Consider the following 23,388-nt stretch of genomic DNA (forward strand, 5'->3'; position numbering starts at 1 on the left):
ACCCGTCAGCTATGCGCGAACAGGTCGACCTCGGCCCAACCGGCAAGGTCGAGCAGGGCGCGGGCAGGAAGGAAGTCGAAGCAGGCCTGGGCCAGCTCCACGCGGTTCTCGCGGGCCAGACGTTCATCGAGCTTGGCCTTGAGCGCGTGAAGGTAGCGGACGTCACTGGCGGCATATTCGCGCTGGGCGTCATTGATCTCGGCCGCGCCCCAGTCGCTGGTCTGCTGCTGCTTGCTGAGATCCTGACCGAGCAATTCCTTGACCAGTTCCTTCAGGCCATGACGATCGGTGTAGGTCCTGACCAGGCGCGAGGCTGTGCGCGTGCAATAAAGGGGCGCGGCGGTGATCCCGAGGTAGGCGCGCATGATGGCGACGTCAAAACGCGCGAAATGGTAAAGCTTCAGGCGATTGGGATCGCCCAGCAGGGCCTTGAGGTTCGGCGCGGCATAGTCGCTACCCGGACCAAAGCGGACGAGGTGCTCGTCGCCGCCGCCATCGCTCAGCTGGACCAGGCATAGCCGGTCGCGCCCGGGCATCAGGCCCATCGCCTCGGTGTCGACCGCAATGGCCGCGTCGGGCGCGAACAGGTCGGCCGAGGGAATGTCTTCTTCGTGAAAATGTATCGCCATAATCTCTTCGCCTGCGCATGGGGCAGCTACGCTGAACCGCCCCTGACGGCCGGTCTCGACCCCCTCTAGTCGCTAATGCAACCATGCCGCCAGTCCCGCGGGATGGAATCGCTAGGAGTCGTGCCATTTTTCCTGTAAGGCCCGTGCCGTGCGCGCGATCAGTTTCGCGCAGTGCGGCCGGTTGCGCCATGGCCCAGCGCGTTGGTTCTTCGATTTTTGGGGCTCAAGAGAGTTTGGACGGGCATGGGTTTCGATCGAGGGCGTAAGGGCGAGCGCGGTGGGCGCGGCCGGGACAAGCGCGACGGATTCGGCGAAGACAATTTCGGTGGTGATCGCGGCGGTTTTGGTGATCGTGGTGGCTTCGGTGGCGGTGGCGGCTTCGGCGGCCCCGGTGGCGGCTATGGCGATCGTGGCGGCGGCTTCGGCGGCGGCGGCGGCGGTGGCGGTGGCTATCGCGGCGGCGGCGGTGGCGGCGGCTACGGCGGCGGAGGCGGCGGCGGTCGCTTCGGCGGTGGTGGCGGCGGCGGCGGCTTCCGTGGCGGCGGCGGTGGCGGTGGCGGCATGCCCCCGCAGGTCGTTGGCGAAGGCAAGGGCATCGTCAAATTCTTCAACCCGCAAAAGGGCTTCGGCTTCATCGTTCGTGACGATGGCGGCGAGGACGTTTTCGTCCATATTTCCGCCGTGGAACAGGCCGGCCTGACCGACCTGGCCGATGGCCAGCCGTTGGACTTCACCCTCGTCGATCGCGGCGGCCGCATCTCGGCCACCAACCTCAAGATCGACGGTGAGCCGATGGAAGTCGTCCGCACGGGTGGCGGCGCTCCGCGTGAGGGCGGCATGGGCGGCGAACGTGGCCCGCAGCGTCAGCTGACCGGCGAGAAGGCCCAGGGCACCGTCAAGTTCTTCAACTCCATGAAGGGCTTTGGCTTCATCAGCCGTGACGACGGCCAGCCGGATGCGTTCGTTCACATCTCGGCGGTCGAGCGCGCCGGCCTGCCGACGATCAACGAAGGCGACCGCTTCGAATTCGACATCGAAGTCGATCGTCGCGGAAAATATGCGGCGGTGAACCTGCAGCCGATCCAGGCCTAGGGCTTCACGCGAAACGAATTGGCCCGCCTGGCCTGGTGCCAGGCGGGCTTTTTCGTGCCCGCGATCTGGGGCAAAAGCGCGTCATGCACTTGGAGCCCGCGACGACTGCCGACATTCCCGCGCTGCATGGCCTGATCGAATCTGCCTATCGCGGCGATAGCGCGCGGCAAGGCTGGACTCATGAGGCGGACCTCCTCGGCGGGCAGCGGACCGATGCCGAAGGCATTGAGGAGATGATCGTCGATCCGCGGCAGGCGCTGTTGATCTTCCGCGACGGCGACTCGATCCGGGCCTGCGTCGCGCTGACCGACCAGGGTGACAATCTTGCCTACCTTGGCCTGTTCACCGTCGAACCGGGCCGGCAGGGAACGGGCCTTGGCCGCCTCCTGCTTGCCGCGGCGGAGGACCAGGCGATCACGCGTTTCGGCGCCACCCGGATTGAAATGACCGTCATCGTCCAACGCAGGGAGTTGATCGAATGGTATAGGCGCCGCGGCTACGCCGTGACAGGCGAGCGGCGACCGTTCCCGCATGGCAATCCCCGCTTCGGGCTGCCCAATCGCGACGATCTGGAATTCCTCGTGATGGAAAAGCGGCTGATCTAGGTCGCCATCGCCAGCAACGTCTCGATCCGGTCGGCCTCATGCGCCGGCTTGTCGGTGCGGATGCGGCTGATCCGGGGAAAGCGCATCGCCAGGCCCGACTTGTGCCGCTTCGACGCGTGGATGGAATCGAACGCGACTTCGAGGACCAGCGACTTCTCGACCTCGCGGACCGGGCCGAAGCGGTTCAGCGTGTTATTGCGGACGAACTTGTCGAGCCACTTCAGTTCCTCGTCGGTGAACCCGAAATAGGCCTTGCCCACCGGCAGCAACTCGCCCGCTTCGCTCCAGCAGCCAAAGGTATAGTCGCTGTAGAAGCTGGATCGCTTTCCCGACCCGCGCTGTGCGTACATCATCACGCAGTCGGCAGTGAGCGGGTCGCGCTTCCACTTGTACCACAGGCCGACACGGCGACCCGCGACATAGGGACTGTCGCGGCGCTTCAGCATCATGCCCTCGACGCCATCGTCGCGTACGCCGGCGCGCACTTCCTCCAGCGCTTCGAAGCTGTCCGCCTCGATAAGGCGCGACAGGTCGAAGCGCTCGTCGTCGAGCCCGCCGACGACCTGCTCCAGCCGCTGACGCCGGGCGATCCAAGGCAGGGCGCGGAGGTCCTCGTCACCATCGAACAATATGTCGTAAAGGCGCACGAACGCCGGATATTGCGACTGGACTCTGTTGCTGACGTTCTTGCGGCCCAGCCGCTGCTGAAGCGCGTTGAAGCTGGCCGCCGCGCCGCCATGTGTTTCGGCCCCCTGGGATTCGCCACGCACCAGCAGCTCGCCATCGAGCACCGCGGTCGTCGCGAATGCCGAGGCGATGTCGGGGAAGCTTCCCGAAATGTCGTCGCCGGTGCGGCTGTAGAGCCGCGTGTCGCCGCCGGCGTGGACCAGCTGGATGCGAATGCCGTCCCATTTCCACTCGGCGGCATAATCCGCGAGGTCGACCCGTGTCTCTTCCAGCGGGTGGGCCAGCATGAACGGACGAAACACCGGAATGTCCTTGGCGGTCGGCTGCGGGCCTCGGCCTTCGCCCCAGTCGAACAGCTCGGCATAGGGGGGCGGAGGCCGTGCCAGACCTCTTCAACCTGTTCGACGTCGAGTTGGAAAGCATCGGCCAACGCCTGCTTCGCCAGCCTGGCGGAGATGCCAACACGCAATGCGCCCGTTGCCAGTTTCAGCAAGGCGAAGCGTCCTGACACATCGAGATGGTCGAGCATCGCAGCAAGGATCGCGGGCGCGTCCGATTTGCTGACACCGCGCAGCCGCTCGACCGCTTCGCTCAGGCGGATGGTGCCGTCATCGAGGTCCGCGGGCTCTCCCTCGGGCGGCGGCCACAGCAGCGAGACGGTTTCCGCCATGTCGCCGACATAGTCGCGGCTCATGCGCAGCAGCACCGGGTCGATCCGCTCTTCGGCCAGCGCCCGAACCACCGCCGGCTTGACCGCCGGTATGTCCAGCGTGCCCGTCAGCGCCGCCAGCGCCAGGCCTCGGTCGGGATCCGGCGTGGTCTTGAGGTAGTCGCCGATCAGCCGCAGTTTGGTCAGTCGCGACCGCGTGTAGACCAGATCGTCGAGCAACTGGCTGAAGGCGCGCACTCAGGCTGGCTCCAACGCACGGACGAAATCGGCCAGTTGGCGGCTGGCGATGTTCTTGGCCTTCGCCTCAACCTCGACGTCGCACCAGTCGAGATGGCCGGCGACCAGCGCGTTGACCGCCGCGTTCCACATGCCTTCGCTATGACCGCGAAGATGGGCCGCCTTGTGACCGGCTTCGCTCAACGCGGCGAAGTCGGGAAGCGTGTCCGGACAATGGTCGACGACGACATTTTCGCGGCTGACCGAGATGTGGGCGAGCGGCCGGACGCCGCGCCAACTGGCCTTGATTTGGTCGACGCGCCCGTCGTCGGGTTGGAGCCATTGGCCTCGGGTGAAGATCCAATGGTGGTGGAAGTCGACGACGATCGCGACACGGCGGCCGACCAAAAGCAAATCGTCGAGGCCGAAGCTGACCTCGTCGTTTTCGATCGTGAGAAGGTCGATCGCGGCCGCCGGGACGCGGTCCAACCCGGCGTTCAACCCTTCGATCCCCGCCGCGCGCGCACCGCCATGAATGTTGATGCTGGCGCCATGCGGGTGCCACCCATTGCCGTACCCCAGCATCTGGAAGATCTCGAGATGGTCGACGATGTCGCGAAGGGCGTTGTCGAGCGCCTCGGGGCGCAGCGTCGCAAGGATCGCGTGCTGCGCCGGATGCATCGATAAGCGGACATCGCCCGCCCGTGCCGCCTTGCCTGCATCGGCCAGTCGCCGTTCCACCTCGCCACGCAACGCGCTCGTCCAGGCATCCGCCAACGCCGGGTGCGACCAGCCGATGAGGAAGCCCGACTGGATCCGGAAAAGCCGTTCCAACGGCGGGAGAGCCGCGACCCGCGCGATCTGGCGATGGAGAATGTCGAGGTTCTCGACGATGGTGGATTCCAGTTTGGCCGCCGTCTCCAACCCGCCAGCCTTTGAAATGGAAGCGATGGTCGGGCCGCGCATGCATAGTTCCCGCGCCTCGGCGTCATCGCCGGTCGGCGAGACGTAAGTGCAGCAATAGCCGATGCGCGCGTCCATGCCCGCCCAATGCACGGGCGTGGCACTTGGTGCCCTTAGTGGAGGCGGACCGCCAGCGCGGCGAGGATCGATTCGCGGTCGTGCGCGGGATCGCTGCTGACGAGTGCTTCGCCCATATGCTCGAGGCAAGACCGGGTCGCCTGGGCGTAGCCCGGCATCATCGCGTGCCGCTTGCCGTAATCGGCAAGGCCCTCGAGCGCCGACAGGCCGTATTCGGCGGCCATCGCACGGATCGCGTCCATCTTCTGGGAGATCGCCTGGGGCGCGAGGCGCGGCATCCGCGATTCGATCTCGGCGATCCGCTCGCCGATCCGGGCGTGGACGATCTTGAGCGAATCAGTGGCCATGGCGTTCAATCTCCGTTGACGCTGGCAGATTCGCTTAAATGGGTTAACAGTGAGTCAAACGGGATTGGGGCAATCCATGGTCATCCGCCGCTTCCGGGAGCATGTCGTCGATCAGAACTGGTTCGCGGTGCTGATCGACGTCGGCATCGTCGTCCTCGGCGTCTTCCTTGGGACGCAGGCGAGCGTCTGGAACGAACAGCGAATCGAGGGGGAGCAGGCGCGGGAGTACCGGCAGCGACTGATCGATGAAGTGCGCTTCAACGGGCTGCAATTCGCCAGCCAGGAACATTACTACGAAACCGTTCGCACCTACGGCCAGCAGGCATTGGCGGCATTGAGCGGCGGGCCCGATACGTCCGACCGTGACTTCCTGATCGCCGCCTATCAATTGAGCCAGACCGACACGACCCAGGCGAAAACGCAGATCTACGACGAAATGATCGCCAACGGCATGTTCACCCGGATCGGCGATGCGCGGCTTCAGCAGCTGGTGAGCGATTATTACCTCGGACTCAGCGTCAGTAATCGCGTCGTTGCCGAAACCTACCCCTATCGGACGATGATCCGCGAAGTCATGCCCTACGCCCTTCAGAAGCGGATCCGCGATGCATGCGGGGACCGGTTCGCAATGGCAGACGGTCGCATCGTCGGCGTGCAGCTGGTCATTCCCTGCAAGGTCAGCATCGAGCCGGCGGAGGCGGCGGCGGCGGCCCGCGTCGTTCGCTCCGCTCCACGCCTCAAGAAGGAGATGACGCGCTACATCGCTTCGATTGACGAAAAGCTCGACCAACTCACGCCGGGCATCGGATTTTCAAGCATGATGCAGCAACAGCTGACAAAGGTGGGGGATGGGCAAACGGCTTGACTTTGACGGCTTCAGGCGGCAATGGCCCCGCGTTCGGGCGGCGTCATGCGCCGCCTTCATATTTTCTAGCGCATCAGGATATTCGCGATGGCCAAGCCGGCAACCGTCAAGATCAAGCTTGTCAGCACCGCTGACACCGGCTTTTTCTACGTGACCAAGAAGAACCCGCGCAACCAGACCGAAAAGATGTCGTTCCGCAAGTACGACCCGGTCGCGCGCAAGCACGTCGAATTCAAGGAAGCGAAGATCAAGTAAGCGGCTTGCCGCTTTCGTCTTCCGGTCCGTTCGACGGATCGATCGGGCGGCCTCGGAAACGGGGCCGCCCGATTCGTTTTCGGCCTCGGCCTTCTTGGCGGCGCCCTCGGCCAGCAAATTCTCGACGGTTTCCGCGAAGCGGATCACCGAAATCGGCTTCGACACATAGGCCGACGCGCCGGCAGCGCGGAACCGTTCATCGTCGCCCTGCGCGGCGTAGGCCGTGACGGCCATGATCGGAACGTCCTTCAGATGCTCGTCGGCGCGAAGCTGCTGCATCAGCTCCATTCCGGACACATGCGGCAACTGGATGTCGGTGATGACCAGGTCGGGATCGAACGAGCGCGCCATGTCGAGTGCCTCGCGGCTGTCGAGCACAGCTTCGGGCTCATGACCATGGGCGGCGAGCAGGTCGCAGAACAACTTGATGTTGAGGGCGTTGTCCTCGACAACCAGGATCTTGGCCAAACCGCTCATTCCTCCACACACCACCGGAACGATACTAGGCGATGTTCCCATCCACGACAAACGATGCGGAGGCGCTTGCCCTCTCCGCGCTGACCCAAACGCTGGCCGACGAGCGTCGGGCCCAGAGGTTCCTCGATCTGACCGGAATCGAGACGATTTCTTTGCGACAGCGGGTGGCTGACGGCGACCGCACCCTCTTTGCCGCCCTGTTCGATTTCCTCGAGGCGCATGAGCCCGACCTGATCGCCGTCGCCTCCGCTCTGGCGGTAAGGCCCGAAGCGCTGATCGCCGCGCGCGAGGTTCTGGAGCGATGAGCGGACGGCCGCTGCTGATCACCGACTGCGATGAAGTGCTGCTGCACATGGTGTCGCATTTCGACGCGTGGCTCGATGAAGCGCATGGCATCCGCTTCGCCTTCGAAACCGGGAGTTTCGGAGAGGCGATGACCGATCGTCGTTCGGGCGAACCGGTCCCCACGGAGCGGGTGTGGCCGTTGCTCGACCAGTTCTTCCGTAACGAGATGCACCGGCAGACGCTCGTTCCGGGCGCGGTCGAGGCGCTGGGCCGGATTGGCGAGATCGCCGATATCGTCGTGCTCACCAACCTGGGCGACGAGGCCCATCCGTGGCGGGTCGAGCAGCTTGCGAACCACGGCATCCGCCACGAGGTCGTGTGCAATCAGGGCGGGAAGGGCGTTCCGGCCCGCGCCATCGTCGAGCGTTTCGGTGCGACTAGCGCCGCTTTCGTCGATGACCTGCCGGTCCATCACGCGTCCGTCGCCAAGCATGCGCCCGACGTCTGGCGGCTGCACATGGTCGCGGAGCCGCGTCTGGCCCCGGCGGTTCCGGCCGCGCTGGAAGCCCATGCCCGGATTGACGATTGGGCGACCGCATCCGACTGGCTGATCGAACGATTGAAAGGCTGACATGACCCGGACCATTTTCATCACCGGCGCCACGGCGGGCATTGGCGAGGCGGCGGCGCGGCGCTTTGCCGGCGACGGTTGGAAAGTGATCGGCACGGGCCGGCGCGAGGACCGGCTGGAGCGATTGGCGGCGGACCTTGGCGGTGCCTTCCTGCCGCTGCTCCTCGACATGACGGAGCCGGAGCAGTTCGGCGCGGTGCTGGAATCGCTTCCCCCGGCTTCTCTGACGTCGACTTGCTGCTCAATAACGCTGGCCTCGCCCCGCCAATGAATCCGCTTCAACAGGCCGAGCAGGCGCCGCTGGATACGGTGATCGACACCAACATCGCCGGATTGGTGGCCCTCACCCGGGCGCTGCTTCCGCGGCTGATCGGACGGCGCGGGGCCGTCATCAACCTGTCGTCGGTGGCCGCGACCTACCCCTATTTCGGCGGGGCGGTATATGCAGGGTCGAAAGCGTTCGTTCGGCAATTCAGCCTCGGGCTTCGCTGCGACCTTGCCGGGACCGGCGTCCGAGTCACCTCGATTGAGCCGGGCATGGTGGAGACCGAGTTCACGCTGGTCCGCAATGGCGGCGACCAGGCGGCATCGGACGCGCTTTACGCCAACATGGATCCGATGACGGCCGACGATATCGCCGAAACCATTCACTGGGTCGCGACCTTGCCCCCGCACCTCAACATCAACGCGCTGGAATTGATGCCGGTCAACCAGAGTTGGGCCGGCTTCGCAGTCCACCGCGACGCTTGACCCGGCGGCGCTTCGGGTGTTGAGGGCGGCCCCATGAGCATCGACCAACGCCTCGCCGAACTCGGCATCGTCCTTCCGCAGCCGGCCGCGCCGGTCGCCTCCTATGTTCCTGCGGTAGAGGCCAACGGCCTGCTCCACATCTCGGGGCAGATTTCGTTCGCGGAGGACGGCAGCCTGATCAAGGGTAGGCTTGGCGAGGATGTCGATCTGGACGCCGGTGCCGCCGCCGCCCGCCGCTGCGGCATCATGCTGCTCGCGCAAATGAAGGCCGCGCTCGGGTCACTCGACCGCGTCGAGCGAATCGTGAAGCTCGGCGTGTTCGTGAACTCGGCGAGCGAGTTCACCGATCAGCCGAAGGTCGCCAATGGCGCCAGCGAACTCATGCAGGACGTGTTCGGCGAAGCCGGTCGCCATGCTCGAAGCGCTGTCGGCGTGCCGGTGCTTCCGCTCGGCGTCGCGGTCGAGGTGGATGCGGTCGTCGCTGTCCGGGCCTGACCCGCACTCGACTGACCCACTCTGGCCGGGTGCCGCCGGCTTTGCGCACCGTGGCTTGCACGGGCCTTCTCCGCTCGTCGAGAACAGCCTCGCCGCGTTCGAGGCTTGCCTGGAAGCGGGCGCGGGGGTCGAATGCGACGTCCGCCTGACGCGCGACGGTGAAATCGTCGTTTTTCATGATTCGAACGCCCTTCGCCTGACGGGCAGCGACTTGGTCATCGAGCAGGCGATGTTGGCGGAGGTCCGGCAACTTCCCTTTCCCGGGCGACCGGTTCCGACCTTGAGCGAACTGCTGCGGCTGGTCAGCGGGCGCGCACCGATGCTGATCGAGGCCAAGTGCCGGGGCGCCGGGCAGACTGGTGCCATGCCCTCGAAAAGACGCTCTGGGATTATCGCGGGCCTTACGGCGTGATGAGCTTCGATGCGCTGCTGATGCGCTCGATACGGACCCGGCTACCCACGATGCGACGTGGCTTGGTCATCAATGACCGCCTCGACCGGGTCAGCCGGCGGCTGGCCTTGTGGCAAGCGCGGCCCCAGTTCGCGGCGATCGAAACTCACGCGGTGGCGAAAGCCTGGGCGCAGCGGCTGAGGCGCGCCATGCCAATTTATAGCTGGACCGTGAAAAGCTCGGTTCAGCGCAGGGCGCTTGAACCATTCGCCGACGCCCTCATTTGGGAAGGTGATGGCCGAGGCTGACCTGGAAATGACCGCGCGGATCGCCGGAGCCTTCGCCGAGGTCGACGCGGCCGACTGGCTGCGATTGGCGGGAGAGGGCGATCCCTTCCTCGACCAGCGCTTTCTCGCCCTTCTCGAGTCGAGCGGCAGCGTCGGAGCCGGCACCGGCTGGCAGCCGCTCCCGCTGCTGGTCGACCGTGGCGACCGGGCGATCAGCGCGCTTCCGGCTTACCTGAAATTCCATAGCCAGGGCGAATATGTCTTCGATCATGGCTGGGCGGACGCATGGGAGCGTGCCGGCGGCCAATATTATCCCAAGCTGCAGGTTTCGGTGCCGTTCAGCCCCGTCGTCGGGCGTCGACTGCTAGGCGAGTTCGATCCTGCCCTGGCGGTGGCGGAGACTGTCGTGCAATCGAATGGCCTAAGCTCCGCCCACGTGACCTTCTGCACCGAGGCCGAGGCGGATGCCGGCGCCCGTCGCGGCTGGATTCCGCGGATTGGCCTGCAATTTCACTGGCACAACCGCGGTTACGGTTCGTTCGAGGATTTCCTCGCCGCGCTCTCCAGCCGAAAGCGCAAGGCCATCCGCAAGGAGCGGGAGCGCGCCTGTCAGGGATTGAAGATCGTCACCAAGCGCGGAGCGGAGATCCAGTCCGCCGACATGGACGCGATGTGGGGCTTCTATCAGGATACCGGCAGCCGGAAGTGGGGCCGTCCCTACCTGACCGAGGCATTCTTCGCCGGCCTGGTCGAGGCAATGGGCGACGCCGTTCTCCTATTCCTGGCCACCCGCGATGGTGCGCCAATCGCGGGCGCGCTCAATTTCGTCGGGAAGGACACGCTCTATGGGCGTTACTGGGGCTGCGTCGAAGACGTCCCCTTCCTCCATTTCGAGCTCAGCTACCACCGGGCGATCGAGTGGGCGATCGACCATGGCCTCTCGACCGTCCAGGCTGGGGCGCAGGGCGAGCACAAGCTGGCGCGCGGATACGAACCGGTCATCACCCATTCGCTGCATTACATCCCGGACAGAGGCTTTCGCGAGGCAGTGCGCGACGCGGTCAACCGGGAGATGGCTGCCGTTCACCAGGAGCTCGACTGGGCGCGGGCCGCGCTGCCGTTTCGTCAGTCCGGCTCGCCGTAGATCGCGACGCAGCGTTCGATGTCGCTGCCCGCGCGGCCGCGGTACATGTCTGGCGTTGTGAAGCCCCACGCCACTTCGCCGGAGGGCGCGACGGCAATCAGGCCACCTTTGCCGCCAAGCGAGCCAACCTCGCCTAGGACGGCGTCGAGCGCCTCCTGCAATCCTAGCCCGCCGAGGCGGATAAGGGCGCAAAGCTCATGCGCGGCGGCGGTTCGGATGAACAATTCGCCAAGCCCCGTAGCACTGACCGCGGCGGCGCGATCGTCGGCATAGGTGCCGGCGCCGATCAGCGGAGAATCGCCGATTCGGCCCCAGCGCTTTGCGGTGAGGCCGCCCGTCGAGGTCGCCGCGGCAACATGGCCCGACTGGTCGACCGCAACGGCGCCGATCGTCCCATATTTGATGTCGGCATCGAACTGGCCGCCCGCCGCCATCACCCGGTCGAGCTGCGCGGCCCGTTCGGGGATGACGAACCAGCCATTGTCGACCTGCTCCAGGCCCTGGTCGCGGGCGAAGCGGTCGCCGCCCTCGTAAGTCAGAAGGACATGCGGGCTGAGCTCCATCGCCGCGCGGGCCGCGGCAATCGGCGCGCGTGTCGTGCGAAGTCCGGCAACCGCCCCGGCCCGCCGCGTCGTTCCTTCCATGATCGCAGCATCCAGCTCGACATGTCCGTCGGCGGTCAGAACGCTGCCTCGCCCGGCGTTGAAGGAGGGGTCTTCCTCCAGTGCTCGCGCCGCCGCTTCGACCGCATCGAGAGACGATCCGCCCGAGGCGAGAATTGACGACCCGGCATCCAGCGCGGCGTTCAAGCCCGCCCGCGCGGCCTCGTCCTGCTCCTTCGACACCGTCCCGGGCCGCATCGCGCCGCACCCACCGTGGATCACCAGTTTCCAGCTCATGCCGACGCCCTAGCGGCAAGGTGTCGCCAGCGCCAGTTGACTCGGCCCCCAAACGATATAAATATGATATCAATTAAAGGGAGGCATCTACATGACCGATTCAAACGTCATCGCGCTCACGTCCAGCCGCGAACGGCCGGCGTCGACCGCCAGCGGCTACGCCATGCTGATCTTGCTCGTGCTGGCGATCGTCGTGCAGCTTTATGGCATCTGGAACCTTGCCAACGACAATGCGGGCCTCCTGCCGATCCTGTCGGTCATCGCCGGTCCGCTGCTGATCATCCTGATCGCGCCCGGCTTCTACATGCTGCAGCCCAACCAGGCGGCAGCCATCACCCTGTTCGGCGATTACAAGGGCACCGATCGCGTCACCGGCCTGCGCTGGGTGCTGCCGTGGCTGATGCGCAAGAAGGTATCGGTCCGCGCCAACAACTTCATTTCCGAACGCATCAAGGTCAACGACCTGCGCGGCAACCCGATCGAGATGGCGGCGCAGATCGTCTGGCGCGTGGTCGACACGGCCCAGGCGCTGTTCGACATCGACGACTACAAGCAGTTCGTGAAGGTGCAGGTCGAAGCCGCGGTGCGGACGATCGGATCGCGCTACCCCTATGACGACTTCGCCCACATGGAAGTGACGCTGCGCGGCAACCATGACGAGGTCGGCGCCGAGCTTCGCAAGGAATTGATCGAGCGGCTCGCCGTCGCCGGGATCACCGTCGACGAATGCGGCTTTACCCATCTTGCCTATGCGCAGGAAATCGCCGGGGCGATGCTTCGCCGCCAGCAGGCGCAGGCGGTCGTTGCGGCCCGCCAGACGCTGGTCGAGGGCGCGGTCGGCATGGTCGAGATGGCGCTGGAGCAGTTGAGCGCGAAGAATGTCGTCGAGCTGGACGATGAGCGGCGAGCGGCGATGGTCTCGAACCTGATGGTCGTCCTCTGCGGCGAGCGGGACACGCAGCCCGTCGTCAACGCCGGCAGCCTGTACCAGTAAAACGTGGCCGGCGAGCGCAAAGCCTACCCGTTACGGGTCGATCCCGCCCTGTGGGCGGCGATCGAACGGCTGGCGGCGACCGATCTCCGCTCGGTCAATGCCGAGGTCGAATGCCTGCTGCGCGAGGCGCTCAAAGGCCGCGGGGTGAAGCTTGGGGCGCCGGCGCCGGTGAGACGCGGCCGCCCGCCGAAGGAGAAAGAGTGATGTTCATCGCCGCCACTGCTGCCATGCTCGCCGCCTCGACGCCGATCCAGGCAGGCACGCTCGCCGGAACGGTGACGAAGCCCGACGGGCGGAGCGCCGCAACCGTTCTGGTCCTGCCCGGATCGGGTCCGACCGACCGTGACGGCAACAACCCGCTGGGGGTCAAGTCCGCGTCCTACCGGCTGCTGGCCGAAGACCTGGCGAAGCGTGGCGTCGCCACCGTGCGCATCGACAAGCGTGGACTGTTCGGAAGCGTCGGGGCGGGCGACCCCAACAAGGTAACCATCGCCGATTATGTTGCCGACACCGGTGCATGGATTGCCTCGGCCCGGAAGGCCACCGGCGCACGTTGCATCTGGCTGCTCGGTCATAGCGAAGGCGGACTGATCGCGCTGGCCTCGGCAAAACTGCCCGATGTCTGCGGATTGGTCCTGGTCGCGACCGCTGGCCGACCGCTCGGCACGGTGATCCGCGACCAGCTTCGGTCCAACCCTGCCAATGCTCCCATCCTGCCGCAGGCGGAGGCAGCGCTTGCCTCGCTGGAAGGCGGTAAGGCGGTGAGCGTCGACGGGATGCATCCCGCACTGGCGCAGGGCCTCTTCAATCCGAAGGTGCAGCCATACCTCATCGACGTGTTCCGCTACGATCCGGCCAGGCTTGCTGCCGCCTATCAGGGGCCGATGCTGATCGTGCAGGGCACGACCGATTTGCAGGTCGGCGTTGGCGATGCCGAGGCATTGGCCAAGGCGCAGCCGAAAGCAAAGCTGGTGAAAATCGACGGCATGTCCCACGTTCTGAAGGTCGCGCCGCTCGACCGCGCGGCCAACCTTGCGGTGATGCAGGATGAGGCCGCGCCGCTCGCCCCCGGCCTTGTTAACAGCATTGCCGATTTCGTGAGCGCGAAACGATGAGCGACCGGCCGGAATGGTTTGCCCCCAAGCGCTATGGCCTCGGCGCCGGTTGGCCCATCGCGTGGCAGGGATGGGCAGTGCTTGCCGCCTTCATGCTACTGGTCGGGATCGCGCTGTTGATCTTCGGGCCCGATGATCCGGCCGCCCTCGCCATTGTCATACCGGCCGTCATCGGGCTGGCGATCGTGACCGCGCTCACCACCCGCGGCGGTTGGCGGTGGCGCTGGGGCAACGAGGACTAGCGGCGTTTCTTCTGGCCGGGCGCCTTGTGCGCCGGTCCCAGGGCATCGTCCAACAGACGCGCCAGGCGGATGCCGCCCGCGGCGATATTTTCCCGAACGTCGGGGATCAACGCGCGAACGTCCGCCTCGTCCAGCGTGGGGCGGCCCGCCGGGACCGCCCCGCATGGGTCGCCGACCAGCGTTTGGTAGGCAAGATTTCGAGCCTTTCCCCACATCTCGCGGCTCCAGTCCTCGACCGTTCCGCCCGCGATCCGTGCCTTGCCCTCCGCGCTGATCGATGCTGTCAGCGCGATCGGGCCAGCGGGCGGCGTGGTCGCCGCGCGTTCCGCCAGCCATCCGTCCCAGATGCTGTGCAGGTTGGTACGCCCGCCGATGATGCCGTAATTGGCCGCGACCCTATTGCCGCCAAGGTCGGCGTGATCGCCGGCATGCATTGGCTGGTGAAGGTCGCCGACGAAATGGGTCAGGAAGGCCAACGCCATCAGCCGCTCGCGGGTCGGGACGCTGGTATCGGCCAGCAGGCGCGCGTTGCGCTCGATCTGTGCCGAAACGCAATTGCCGTCCTTGCACGCCGCCTTGAGATCGAACGGCTTGCACACGTCGACGTTCTGATAGTGCCAGCTGTAGGCATAGGCGAAGCGGTCACCCAGCGGCTTGACACAGTCCGCCCACACGCTCGCTTCCTCCAGCGTGTTGACGGGGCAGGTCGGTGTTTCCAGCAACGCGCCCTGGGCCAGCAGGCGATTCACGGCAGAGCGCGTCGATGGCCGCATTTCCTTCAGGGCGATGCCGGCCACGCTTTCATGACCATATTCCCAATAAGCGGCGGCTGGGGCTGCCAGGAACAGGGAGGCGGCGGCGATTAGGCGCAGGCGGCGGGGACTCGGCATGGCGCGCGCCTTAGAGAATTTCCTTTGTCATCCATAGCGCCTATATCGCGCCCATGTCCTCCATCCGTCCGTGGCGCACGATCGAGCGCCGCCAGTCCCGCCAGATCATGGTCGGCAATGTCGCCGTCGGCGGCGATGCGCCCGTCACCGTCCAGACGATGACCAACACTCCGACATCGGACGCGAAGGCGACGATCGACCAGATCCGCCGCTGCGAAGAGGCCGGGGTCGACATCATCCGCGTGTCCTGCCCCGATGTCGAAAGCACGACGGCGCTGAAGCAGATCGTCCGCGCGGCGCGTGTGCCGATCGTCGCGGACATCCATTTCCACTATAAGCGCGCGCTGGAAGCGGCGGACGCCGGTGCCGCCTGCCTGCGTATCAATCCGGGCAATATCGGCAGCGACGACCGCGTTCGCGAAGTCGTCGCCGCGGCCAAGGCCAACGGCTGCGCGATCCGCATTGGCGTCAATGCCGGCAGCCTGGAAAAGGATTTGCTGGAAAAGTACGGTGAGCCCTGCCCGGACGCGCTGGTCGAGAGCGCGCTTGACCATATCCGCATCCTCGAGGACCATGATTTCCGCAATTACAAGGTCGCGGTGAAGGCCAGCGACCTGTTCATGGCGGTCGCCGCCTACCAGCAGCTTGCCTACCAGGTCGATTGCCCGCTCCATCTCGGCATTACCGAGGCCGGCGGCTTCGTCGGCGGAACCGTGAAAAGCGCGATCGGCATCGGTTCGCTGCTGTGGGCGGGTATCGGCGACACCATCCGCGTTTCGCTTTCGGCCGAGCCCGAAGAGGAAGTGCGCGTTGGCTACGAGATCCTGAAGGCGCTTGGCATCCGCAACCGTGGCGTCCGCGTCGTGTCCTGCCCGTCGTGTGCCCGGCAGGGCTTCGATGTCATCCGCACGGTGGAAGCGCTCGAGGCGCGGCTACAGCATATTCGCACGCCCATGTCGCTGTCGGTGCTTGGCTGCGTCGTCAACGGACCGGGCGAGGCGCGCGAAACCGACATCGGCATCACCGGCGGCGGTAATGGCAAGCACATGGTCTATCTTTCGGGCGTCACCGACCACCATGTCCAGGACGCCGACATGATCGACCACATCGTCAAGCTGGTCGAGGCCAAGGCCGCCGAGATCGAGGCCCAGCGGGACGCCGCCGAGGCCGCGTAAGCCTTTACTAACCGCGGCGCGATACGCTTGGCCGCATGGGAAAGCTGATTGCCATCGTCGTTGCGTTTGGCGTCCTGATCGGGCTTGCGCTTCCGACCGGGAAACCGATCGCCGCGCCCGCCACAGCGACCGGGGCGGCGAAGGAAGTGGTCCTAACCCGCGGATCCACCGGCCATTTCTTCACCGACGCCACGATCAACGACCGGGGCAGTGTCGAATTTATGGTCGATACCGGTGCGTCGTTCGTCGCGCTGACGGTGGAGGACGCCCGGCGGCTCGGGGTTGACATCGATCCGGCCAATTTCGACGTCATTGCAGAAGGCGCCAGCGGTCCGGTGCGCGGGGAGATCGTCACGCTGAAATCGGTCGAAGTCGGCGGAATCCGCGCCGAGAACGTCCGGGCGATGGTACTCGAAGGATCGCGCCTGTCGTTGCTTGGCCAGTCATTCCTTGCCCGTGTCGATCAGGTCAACATGGCCGGCGACTACCTTTCGTTGCACGACGCCGGCTGACGCGTCGCCACTGGCGCGGCCGGCGCGCTGCGGTATGGTTGGCGGCATGACCCGCCCCGCGACCTCCCTGACCACGGCCTATGCCGTCGCGGTATCCGGGATCGCGTCCTTTTCCATCATGGACATGGTCATCAAGGGCCTCAGCCTGGCGATCGGCACCTTTCCGACATTGTGGTGGCGGTCGGTGGTCGGCGTGGGCATGGCCGGCGCGCTCTACGCCTGGTTTCGCACACCCGCGCCCGGCCGGGCTGCACTGAAGATCCACATCGTTCGCGGGGTGGCAACGACCGGCATGGCCGTCCTCTTTTTCTGGGGGCTAGCGCGCGTGCCGATGGCGCAGGCGGTGGCGCTGACCTTCATCGCTCCGCTCATCTCGCTGTTGTTGGCGGCACTCATCCTCAAGGAGCGGATCGGCGCGGCGACCGTCGGCGGCTCGGCACTCGCCTTCGTCGGTGTCGTCGTCATCCTGCTGGGGCAATCGAAGGCGGAGCTCGGGCCGGAAGCGCTGCAAGGATCACTGGCGATCCTCGCCTCCGCGCTGATCTATGCCTGGAACATCGTCCTGATGCGGCAACAGGCGCTGGCCGCGCGGCCCGTCGAGATCGCCTTCTTCCAGAATCTTGTGGTGTGCGTGACTTTTGCACTGTCCATGCCGCTGGTCGGCGTTCCGGCGCTTCCCGACGGCCAGTGGCCGGCGATTGTCGGGGCCGCGGTGCTGGCGATGGTGTCGCAGCTCGCGCTGGCCTGGGCCTATGCCCGGGCCGGGGCGGCCGCGCTCTCGTCGAGCGAATATTCCTCCTTCCTGTGGGCGATGTTGCTCGGCTGGCTGCGCTTCGGGGAACAGGTGTCCTGGTTCACGATCGGTGGAGCGGCGCTGATCGTTGCAGGCTGCCTGGTCGCGGCGCGGACCAAGCCGGTCGATCATCCGGTGCTGGAGGCGTCGGCCTAGCTGGTCCCCAGAACGTTGATCGTCAGCGCGAGCACGCCAAGGTTGAAGAAGAAGCCCGCCACGCAATGGGCGGTGACGACCTTGCGGATGTGGGGCGAGGTGACCTGCACGTCGCTGGTCTGCACCGCGACACCCAGCGTGTAGGCGAAATAGGCGAAGTCGCTCATCAGCGGCGCCTTGGTGCCGGGGAAGACGAGCCCCGCTGAATCCTTGCCGCCATCGTCGGTGGTGTAGAACAGGTGTGCATAGTGAAGCGTGTAGACGGCGTTTCCGAACGTCCACACCAGCACCAGGCTGACCGCGATCAGCGCCTTGTCCGCGCCTTGCAGTGATCCGCGCTGCCCCAGTTCGACCACCACCGCCGCCAGGATGACGACCGACAGCAGGAAACTCAGCACCAGCAGCATCACCCGGTTGGCATCGTTGCGCTCCGCCGCGTGCCGCAATTCCCGGGCGTCGTAGCGGTAGAGCGGGATGCACAGCACCAGGAACAGGATCGCCGCCGCGTCGAAGCCGACCAGCAACCCCTGCGACCAGCCGAGCGGTCCGACGGCGATTGCGGTGACCACAGCCAGCGCGACCAGGAACACCAGGAAACGCCAGGGCGCGATCAACTTGCCGACGGAGCTTACGCTTGCCATGGCGGCTCAACCGCTAGCGCGGGCGATAGTTGCGGAGGCGAAATATGGCGTGGTTCTGGCTCATTCTGGGCGGCTGCTTCGAAGTCGGATTCACCACGTCGCTGCGTTCCGTCGACGGGTTTCGGAACCTACCGTGGACGCTTGCCTTCCTCGCCTCGGTGGCGATCAGCATGGGGCTGCTGGAACTCGCCTCGCGCCAGATTCCGATGGGTACTGCCTATGCAGTCTGGGGCGGCATTGGCGCGGTCGGAACGGTGGTGGTCGGGATGGCCTTCTTCGACGAACCAACGACGACCATCCGCCTCCTCCTCATCCTCGCCATCGTTGCGGCCATCGCGGCATTGAAGCTTACCGCTTGAGCGGCTCCAGCAGAGGCGCCGTGTCGGGGGCGCTTTCGATCGAGCTCAGGAATTGGGGCGCCGGAAAGGCTCCGCGTGCCTGCTCATAGGCATAGCCAAGGTTGAGCAGAAGGCCTTCCGACCATTTCGGCCCGATGAAACTAAGGCCGACCGGGAGCCCGCGAACCAGACCCATCGGCACGGTCAGGTGCGGATAGCCGGCGACGGCGGCAAGGCTGCCCGCGCCGCCACCGCTGATCTGGTCGCCATGCACCGCGTCGATCTTCCATGCCGCCGGCATGGTCGGACCGACGAGCGCGATGACGCGATTGGCCTTCAGCAGCTTGTCGATGCCGCCGCCGCCTGCGGCCCACCGGCTGACCGCCCTTGCTTTCTTGTAGGCGGCGTCGTTCGGTCCCTTCGTGCTTTGCGCCAGTTCGAACAATTCCTGCTTGAACAGGCCCATCTCGCGGCCGGCGTTGGCCTGGTTGAAGGCGATCAGGTCCGCCAGCGTGCGCGCGCGTACGGTCGCCGGCGTTGTCGCGAGATAGGCATTCATGCCGGTCTTGAGTTCGTTCATTAGCACGGTGAATTCGTTGTCGCCGATCGCCTTGTCGTTGAACGACTTGATTTCGACCAATACCGCGCCCCTGGCCCGCAGCAGCGCGAGCGACGCGGTAAAGGCTGGGTCGGTCCCGAAACCGGAGGCGAAGCGCATCACGCCGATACGCTTGCCGCGAAGGCTCTCGGCATCGAGGCCGGCGGCATAATCGATCTTGCGCTTGTCGGCTTCCCGGGTCGCCTTGTCCGCCGGGTCGCTGCCGGCCATCGCCGTCAGCAACTCCGCCGCCTGCCGGACAGTGCGAGTCATCGGCCCCGCCGTGTCCTGGCTGACGCTGATCGGAACGATATGCGTGCGGCTGACAAGGCCGACGGTCGGTTTAAGCCCGACGATGCCGTTGATGGAGGCCGGGCAGGTGATCGACCCGTCGGTCTCCGTGCCGACGGCATATTCGACGATCCCCGCCGCGACGGCCGCGCCCGATCCCGACGAGCTGCCGCACGTGTTGCGGTCCAGCGCATAAGGATTGCGGGTCTGTCCGCCGATGGCGCTCCATCCGGAAATCGACTGTCCCGACCGGATATTGGCCCACTCGCTCAAATTGGCCTTGCCCAGCATGACCATTCCCGCAGCGCGCAGCCGGGCGACCAGCGGCGCGTCACGGCCGGTGACATTGTCCTTCAGGGCGAGGCTTCCGGCCGTGGTCGGCAATGGTCCCGCGGTCTCGATATTGTCCTTGATCAGTACGGGGATTCCGACCAGCGGCCCGGCCCGGCCCGATGCGTCGATCACGCGCGCCTGGGCAACGGCCGTGGGATCGAGCGCGATGATGGAATGGATCCGTGGCTCGACCTCGGCGGCGCGCGCTTGCGCCAGCTTGACCGCCGTTTCCGTGGGACCGGCCGGTGCCTGGGCTTCCGGCGCTGACCCGCCAATCCCGCTGGCGTCGGTCGTCGTGCAGCCACCGATTGCAAGTGCGCCCGCCATGACCAGCACCCGCCAACAGCCATTGGTCATGCCGGGACTCCCGTTTGCAGAATGGAACGGAGAAAAGTCATGACAGGTTCACTTCCCCACGGCCAGCCCGTGGCGAAATCTGACTTGGAGTGATTGATCGATGACGGCGAAGGCCCTCTACCTTGCCACTGCGGCCCTGCTGCTGCCCTTCCCGGCCGCTGCGCAGGACGCCCAGCGCGAGGAGCCGACCGCGACGGCCGCCGCCGCGACTTCTTCCCAGGCCGAACCGCCGCTAGGCGAGGACGAGGAGGAGGTCGTCGTTACCGGCCAGAAACCGCGAGGCTCGGTCGTCGGCGACATTCCGCCCGAGAATACGCTGACCTCGAGGGACATCCGCGCGACCGGCGCGACGACCATTTCCGAGCTCCTTGATTCGATCGCGTCGAAAACCGGAAGCGCGCGTGGCCGCGGCGGCGAGCGCCCGGTCCTGTTGCTCAACGGCCAGCGCATCAGCGGTTTCCGCGAGCTTCGCGACCTTCCGCCCGAGGCCATCGAGCGGATGGAAATCCTGCCCGAGGAAGTGGCGTTGAAGTACGGCTATTCGGCCGATCAGAAGGTGGTGAACATCGTCCTCCGCCGCCGGTTCAATTCCACCAGCGCGGAGGTCGGTGGCACCATCGCCACCGAGGGTGGCCATGCCGCGGGCAAGGCCGACGCGACCAAGCTGGTGATTGCGAACGGGACGCGGAGCTCGCTCAACGTCCGCCTCGAAGGCAACAACCCGCTCTACGAAAGCGAGCGCGACATCGCCTACGATCCGGCCGACGGCGCCGATCCCCGCGATTTCCGGACGCTCAACGGTGCGTCTCAATCGGCGCGGGTCACCGGCACGCTCAACCGCACCATCCTCGAGAATGTCGGAGCCACCGTCACCGCGGAAGTGGGGCGGACGAAGAACCGTAGCCGCTTCGGCATTTCCCCTTCGATCCGGACTCTCCGCTGACCCGCGACGGCACGACCGACAGCGCGGGGCTGGGAGTCGCGCTCAACACGCAGCGTGGCAAGTGGCGCCTGTCCAGCACGGCCAATGCACAGCTCACCAACACCGAGTCCGACGCAGACCGCAGCATCCTCGACGTCTTGGCCGACGACCGCAGCAAGAGCGAACGCACGTCGTTCGAGCTGGACGCCACGGCCAACGGACCGCTGTTCGCGCTTCCAGCGGGCGACGCCAATGTCACTTTCAAGGCCGGCGTGTCCCGCCTTGACCTCGATGCCAGCGCCCGGCGCCGTGACATCGTCACCAATACCGACCTTGGCCGGACCATCGGCGGTGGGTCGGCCAGTCTCGACCTACCCCTCGCCAAGCGCGCGTCGAGCATCGGCCGTCTGTCGGCCAACGTGAATGCAGGGGTTCAGCAGCTAAGCGATTTCGGCACGCTGACCAGCCTTGGCGCCGGGGTGACGTGGAGCCCAGCCGGCCGGCTCAACCTTCTCGGCAGCGTCACGCGCGAAGAAGGCGCGCCGACGCTTCAGCAGCTCGGCGATCCGCTTCAGGAAACCGACAATGTGCCCTTCTTCGACGCGGTCAATGGCGAGACCGTCAACCTCACCACCCTGACCGGCGGCAATCCCGCGCTCGACGCCGACCGCCGCACGGTGTGGAAGCTCGGCGCCAACTGGCAACCGAAGGAAGAGCTGGACCTGCGGTTGCGCGCGGATTTCGTTCACCAGGTCATCGACAATCCGCAGATCGGTTTCCCGGCGGCAACCCCCGCGCTGGAGGCGGCCTTCCCCGACCGTTTCACCCGCGACGGTAGCGGCCGGCTGATCGCGGTCGACCTCCGCCCGGTCAATGCGGAGCGATCGACCCGCGACACCATCCGGCTAGGCTTTGACTTTACCAAGCCGCTGAAATCCACGCCGCCGTCGGCCGAAGCCATCGCTGCCCTTCGTGCCCGGTTCGCCGGGGCTCGGCCGAACCAACGGCAGGGCGGCAACGCGCCTCCCCAGGGCGGCGGACAGGTTCAGGGGGCGGCTGCCGCCGGCGACCAACCCCGGGTGCGGTTCGGCGGCGGAGGACGGGGAGGCGGCCGCAACGGCGGGCGCCTGACCTTCTCGCTGACCGACACCATTACGCTGACCGACAAGCTGTCGATCGCCCCAGGTCTCGACGACCTCGACTACCTCGATGGTGAGGCATCAGGCTCGAGCGGCGGTCGCCCGCGCCACCAGGTCGAGGCGGAAACCGGCTATTACAACAACGGGCTCGGTGCCCGGCTGTCCGCCAACTGGCGCAGCGCCACCCGGGTGAACGGTGGGATTGCTGGTGAGGGCCTTCGCTTCGGCAGCTACGCCAGCTTCGACCTTCGCCTGTTTGCCAACCTCGGCGAACGGTTCGACCTGGTGGCGAAGAACCCCTTCTTCCTTGGCAGCTCGGTCCGCTTCGAGGTCAAGAACCTGTTCGATAACAAGCCGGACGTCCGCGGCGCCGACGGCGTCATCCCGATCGCTTATTATCCGGACCGGCTGGAGCCGATCGGTCGCACGGTGGGAATCACCTTCCGCAAGCTGTTCTTGCCGACGCGCTTCATGCGCTTCGGCGGTGGCGGTGGCGGGGGAGGCGGCGCAAGCGCAGGCGGTCCGCCGCCGCACTAGGCCTTGGCGTTTTTCGCCAGCTCCAGGGATTCCATGACGACCCGCTGAGCCGCCGCGGCGTCGCCCCACTTGCCGACCCGCACCCACTTCTGGGGCTCCAGATCCTTGTAGTGGGTGAAGAAGTGCTCGATCTGCTGAAGCACGATATGCGGCAGGTCGGTGCCTTCCATGACGTCGGCGTAATAGGGGCTCACTTTCGGCTCGGGCACGGCGAGCAGCTTTTCGTCGCCGCCGGCCTCGTCCTCCAGGAACAGCACCGCGACCGGCCGGGCGGCAATTACCGAACCGGGCATCAGCGGCCAGCGGGTCATCACCAGGCAGTCAAGTGGATCGCCGTCGCCGCACAAGGTCTGCGGGATAAAACCGTAATTGGCCGGATAGCGCATCGGCGTGTGCAGGATGCGATCGACGAAGATCGCGCCCGACGCCTTGTCGAACTCATATTTGACTGGCTCGCCGCCGATCGGGACTTCGATCAGCACGTTGACGCTATGCGGAGGATTGGACCCCGCCGGAATCAGGTCGATGTTCATGATGCCGCGCGCCTTAGGGCCAGAAGGGCGCGGGTGGAAGCGTTTCGATCCTCCAT

Annotated in this window: 27 protein-coding genes and 3 pseudogenes; 20 read left to right on the forward strand and 10 right to left on the reverse strand. The window is 66.0% G+C overall.

Features of this window, described 5'->3' with window-relative positions; all coding sequences use genetic code 11:
* Window positions 1-5: 5 nt before the first annotated feature.
* Entirely contained in the window at window positions 6-629 is a 624-nt protein-coding gene (locus tag H9L12_RS12055; protein ID WP_187541930.1) for a ribonuclease D, read from the reverse strand.
* A 243-nt stretch (window positions 630-872) separates the two neighbouring features.
* Here H9L12_RS12055 and H9L12_RS14000 point away from each other — a divergent pair, with 243 nt between their 5' ends.
* Together H9L12_RS14000 and H9L12_RS12065 are read left to right on the forward strand one after the other, a co-directional pair.
* Window positions 873-1,721, forward strand: a complete 849-nt coding sequence (locus tag H9L12_RS14000; protein ID WP_187541931.1) for a cold-shock protein — start codon at window positions 873-875, stop codon at window positions 1,719-1,721.
* Window positions 1,722-1,804: 83 nt separating this feature from the next.
* Window positions 1,805-2,326 (forward strand): GNAT family N-acetyltransferase, encoded by a 522-nt coding sequence (locus H9L12_RS12065; protein WP_187541932.1) that lies wholly within the window; start codon window positions 1,805-1,807, stop codon window positions 2,324-2,326.
* Here H9L12_RS12065 and H9L12_RS12070 read toward each other — a convergent pair.
* The 3 genes and pseudogenes from H9L12_RS12070 to H9L12_RS12080 form a co-directional block, all read right to left on the reverse strand.
* A pseudogene (locus H9L12_RS12070) lies at window positions 2,323-3,920 on the reverse strand (cisplatin damage response ATP-dependent DNA ligase). The gene H9L12_RS12065 and the pseudogene H9L12_RS12070 sit on opposite strands and share 4 nt — an antisense overlap.
* Window positions 3,921-4,940 carry an apurinic/apyrimidinic endonuclease family protein gene (locus tag H9L12_RS12075; protein ID WP_187541933.1) on the reverse strand — a complete coding sequence of 340 codons (1,020 nt, stop codon included), beginning with the start codon at window positions 4,938-4,940 and terminating at the stop codon, window positions 3,921-3,923.
* A 35-nt stretch (window positions 4,941-4,975) separates the two neighbouring features.
* Window positions 4,976-5,287, reverse strand: coding sequence for a hypothetical protein (locus tag H9L12_RS12080; protein WP_187541934.1), 312 nt, complete (start codon window positions 5,285-5,287; stop codon window positions 4,976-4,978).
* Between the two features lie 76 nt (window positions 5,288-5,363).
* Here H9L12_RS12080 and H9L12_RS12085 point away from each other — a divergent pair, with 76 nt between their 5' ends.
* The gene (locus tag H9L12_RS12085) at window positions 5,364-6,152 is read left to right on the forward strand and encodes a hypothetical protein (RefSeq protein WP_187541935.1); all 789 of its coding nucleotides are present in this window, start codon (window positions 5,364-5,366) and stop codon (window positions 6,150-6,152) included.
* Between the two features lie 87 nt (window positions 6,153-6,239).
* On the forward strand, window positions 6,240-6,407 hold the full coding sequence (gene rpmG / locus H9L12_RS12090) for a 50S ribosomal protein L33 (RefSeq protein WP_037498456.1): 168 nt from the start codon (window positions 6,240-6,242) through the stop codon (window positions 6,405-6,407).
* A 111-nt stretch (window positions 6,408-6,518) separates the two neighbouring features.
* Here rpmG and H9L12_RS12095 read toward each other — a convergent pair.
* Window positions 6,519-6,884: pseudogene (locus H9L12_RS12095) on the reverse strand (response regulator); the annotation flags it as partial.
* Window positions 6,885-6,916: 32 nt separating this feature from the next.
* Between H9L12_RS12095 and H9L12_RS12100 the strand changes: the two are divergent.
* From H9L12_RS12100 to H9L12_RS12125, 6 genes and pseudogenes are all read left to right on the forward strand, one after another.
* On the forward strand, window positions 6,917-7,189 hold the full coding sequence (locus H9L12_RS12100) for a DUF3572 family protein (protein ID WP_187541936.1): 273 nt from the start codon (window positions 6,917-6,919) through the stop codon (window positions 7,187-7,189).
* Entirely contained in the window at window positions 7,186-7,800 is a 615-nt protein-coding gene (locus H9L12_RS12105; RefSeq protein ID WP_187541937.1) for an HAD family hydrolase, read from the forward strand. Before H9L12_RS12100 ends, H9L12_RS12105 begins: the two co-directional genes overlap by 4 nt.
* Before the next feature lies 1 nt (window position 7,801).
* Window positions 7,802-8,550, forward strand: a pseudogene (locus H9L12_RS12110) (SDR family NAD(P)-dependent oxidoreductase).
* A 33-nt stretch (window positions 8,551-8,583) separates the two neighbouring features.
* Complete coding sequence (locus H9L12_RS12115; protein ID WP_187541938.1) at window positions 8,584-9,045, forward strand: RidA family protein; 462 nt, start codon at window positions 8,584-8,586, stop codon at window positions 9,043-9,045.
* Window positions 9,046-9,100: 55 nt separating this feature from the next.
* The gene (locus H9L12_RS12120; RefSeq protein ID WP_187541939.1) at window positions 9,101-9,457 is read left to right on the forward strand and encodes a glycerophosphodiester phosphodiesterase family protein; all 357 of its coding nucleotides are present in this window, start codon (window positions 9,101-9,103) and stop codon (window positions 9,455-9,457) included.
* A 273-nt stretch (window positions 9,458-9,730) separates the two neighbouring features.
* Complete coding sequence (locus H9L12_RS12125; RefSeq protein ID WP_223177122.1) at window positions 9,731-10,867, forward strand: GNAT family N-acetyltransferase; 1,137 nt, start codon at window positions 9,731-9,733, stop codon at window positions 10,865-10,867.
* Here H9L12_RS12125 and H9L12_RS12130 read toward each other — a convergent pair.
* Window positions 10,849-11,766 (reverse strand): isoaspartyl peptidase/L-asparaginase family protein, encoded by a 918-nt coding sequence (locus H9L12_RS12130; protein ID WP_187541940.1) that lies wholly within the window; start codon window positions 11,764-11,766, stop codon window positions 10,849-10,851. The genes H9L12_RS12125 and H9L12_RS12130 overlap by 19 nt on opposite strands.
* Window positions 11,767-11,857: 91 nt before the next feature.
* Between H9L12_RS12130 and H9L12_RS12135 the strand changes: the two genes are divergently transcribed.
* Genes H9L12_RS12135 through H9L12_RS12150 form a run of 4 tightly spaced genes read left to right on the forward strand, consistent with a single transcriptional unit; the run spans window position 11,858 to window position 14,117 of the window.
* Complete coding sequence (locus H9L12_RS12135; RefSeq protein WP_187541941.1) at window positions 11,858-12,760, forward strand: SPFH domain-containing protein; 903 nt, start codon at window positions 11,858-11,860, stop codon at window positions 12,758-12,760.
* Window positions 12,761-12,763: 3 nt separating this feature from the next.
* A complete protein-coding gene (locus H9L12_RS12140) occupies window positions 12,764-12,964 on the forward strand; it encodes a type II toxin-antitoxin system antitoxin (protein ID WP_187541942.1) in 201 nt (66 codons plus the stop codon).
* A complete protein-coding gene (locus H9L12_RS12145) occupies window positions 12,964-13,875 on the forward strand; it encodes an alpha/beta hydrolase (RefSeq protein WP_187541943.1) in 912 nt (303 codons plus the stop codon). The genes H9L12_RS12140 and H9L12_RS12145 overlap by 1 nt, the downstream gene beginning before the upstream one ends.
* The gene (locus tag H9L12_RS12150) at window positions 13,872-14,117 is read left to right on the forward strand and encodes a hypothetical protein (protein WP_187541944.1); all 246 of its coding nucleotides are present in this window, start codon (window positions 13,872-13,874) and stop codon (window positions 14,115-14,117) included. The genes H9L12_RS12145 and H9L12_RS12150 overlap by 4 nt, the downstream gene beginning before the upstream one ends.
* Here the strand turns inward: H9L12_RS12150 and H9L12_RS12155 are convergent.
* The gene (locus tag H9L12_RS12155) at window positions 14,114-15,007 is read right to left on the reverse strand and encodes a S1/P1 nuclease (protein ID WP_187541945.1); all 894 of its coding nucleotides are present in this window, start codon (window positions 15,005-15,007) and stop codon (window positions 14,114-14,116) included. The two genes, H9L12_RS12150 and H9L12_RS12155, sit on opposite strands and share 4 nt — an antisense overlap.
* Before the next feature lie 53 nt (window positions 15,008-15,060).
* On the opposite strand from H9L12_RS12155, the gene ispG reads away from it, so the two are divergent.
* Genes ispG through H9L12_RS12170 form a run of 3 tightly spaced genes read left to right on the forward strand, consistent with a single transcriptional unit; the run spans window position 15,061 to window position 17,643 of the window.
* Window positions 15,061-16,182: a flavodoxin-dependent (E)-4-hydroxy-3-methylbut-2-enyl-diphosphate synthase gene (gene ispG, locus H9L12_RS12160; protein WP_187541946.1), complete on the forward strand. Its 1,122-nt coding sequence runs from the start codon at window positions 15,061-15,063 to the stop codon at window positions 16,180-16,182.
* Window positions 16,183-16,217: 35 nt separating this feature from the next.
* Window positions 16,218-16,694 (forward strand): retropepsin-like aspartic protease family protein, encoded by a 477-nt coding sequence (locus tag H9L12_RS12165; RefSeq protein WP_187541947.1) that lies wholly within the window; start codon window positions 16,218-16,220, stop codon window positions 16,692-16,694.
* A gap of 46 nt (window positions 16,695-16,740) precedes the next feature.
* Window positions 16,741-17,643 (forward strand): DMT family transporter, encoded by a 903-nt coding sequence (locus H9L12_RS12170; protein WP_187541948.1) that lies wholly within the window; start codon window positions 16,741-16,743, stop codon window positions 17,641-17,643.
* Here H9L12_RS12170 and H9L12_RS12175 read toward each other — a convergent pair.
* Window positions 17,640-18,284, reverse strand: a complete 645-nt coding sequence (locus H9L12_RS12175) for a DUF1345 domain-containing protein (RefSeq protein WP_187541949.1) — start codon at window positions 18,282-18,284, stop codon at window positions 17,640-17,642. The genes H9L12_RS12170 and H9L12_RS12175 overlap by 4 nt on opposite strands.
* Window positions 18,285-18,328: 44 nt before the next feature.
* Between H9L12_RS12175 and H9L12_RS12180 the strand changes: the two genes are divergently transcribed.
* Window positions 18,329-18,643 (forward strand): DMT family transporter, encoded by a 315-nt coding sequence (locus H9L12_RS12180; RefSeq protein ID WP_187541950.1) that lies wholly within the window; start codon window positions 18,329-18,331, stop codon window positions 18,641-18,643.
* Here the strand turns inward: H9L12_RS12180 and H9L12_RS12185 are convergent.
* Window positions 18,633-20,201: an amidase gene (locus H9L12_RS12185; RefSeq protein ID WP_246450408.1), complete on the reverse strand. Its 1,569-nt coding sequence runs from the start codon at window positions 20,199-20,201 to the stop codon at window positions 18,633-18,635. The two genes, H9L12_RS12180 and H9L12_RS12185, sit on opposite strands and share 11 nt — an antisense overlap.
* 100 nt (window positions 20,202-20,301) lie before the next feature.
* Between H9L12_RS12185 and H9L12_RS12190 the strand changes: the two genes are divergently transcribed.
* Window positions 20,302-21,144 carry a TonB-dependent receptor plug domain-containing protein gene (locus tag H9L12_RS12190; RefSeq protein WP_187541951.1) on the forward strand — a complete coding sequence of 281 codons (843 nt, stop codon included), beginning with the start codon at window positions 20,302-20,304 and terminating at the stop codon, window positions 21,142-21,144.
* Between the two features lie 137 nt (window positions 21,145-21,281).
* Window positions 21,282-22,799 carry a porin family protein gene (locus tag H9L12_RS12195; RefSeq protein WP_187541952.1) on the forward strand — a complete coding sequence of 506 codons (1,518 nt, stop codon included), beginning with the start codon at window positions 21,282-21,284 and terminating at the stop codon, window positions 22,797-22,799.
* Here the strand turns inward: H9L12_RS12195 and ppa are convergent.
* On the reverse strand, window positions 22,796-23,332 hold the full coding sequence (gene ppa / locus H9L12_RS12200) for an inorganic diphosphatase (protein ID WP_187541953.1): 537 nt from the start codon (window positions 23,330-23,332) through the stop codon (window positions 22,796-22,798). The two genes, H9L12_RS12195 and ppa, sit on opposite strands and share 4 nt — an antisense overlap.
* Window positions 23,333-23,388 lie beyond the last annotated feature (56 nt).

Source organism: Sphingomonas rhizophila, from assembly GCF_014396585.1.
Lineage (GTDB): Bacteria > Pseudomonadota > Alphaproteobacteria > Sphingomonadales > Sphingomonadaceae > Sphingomicrobium > Sphingomicrobium rhizophilum.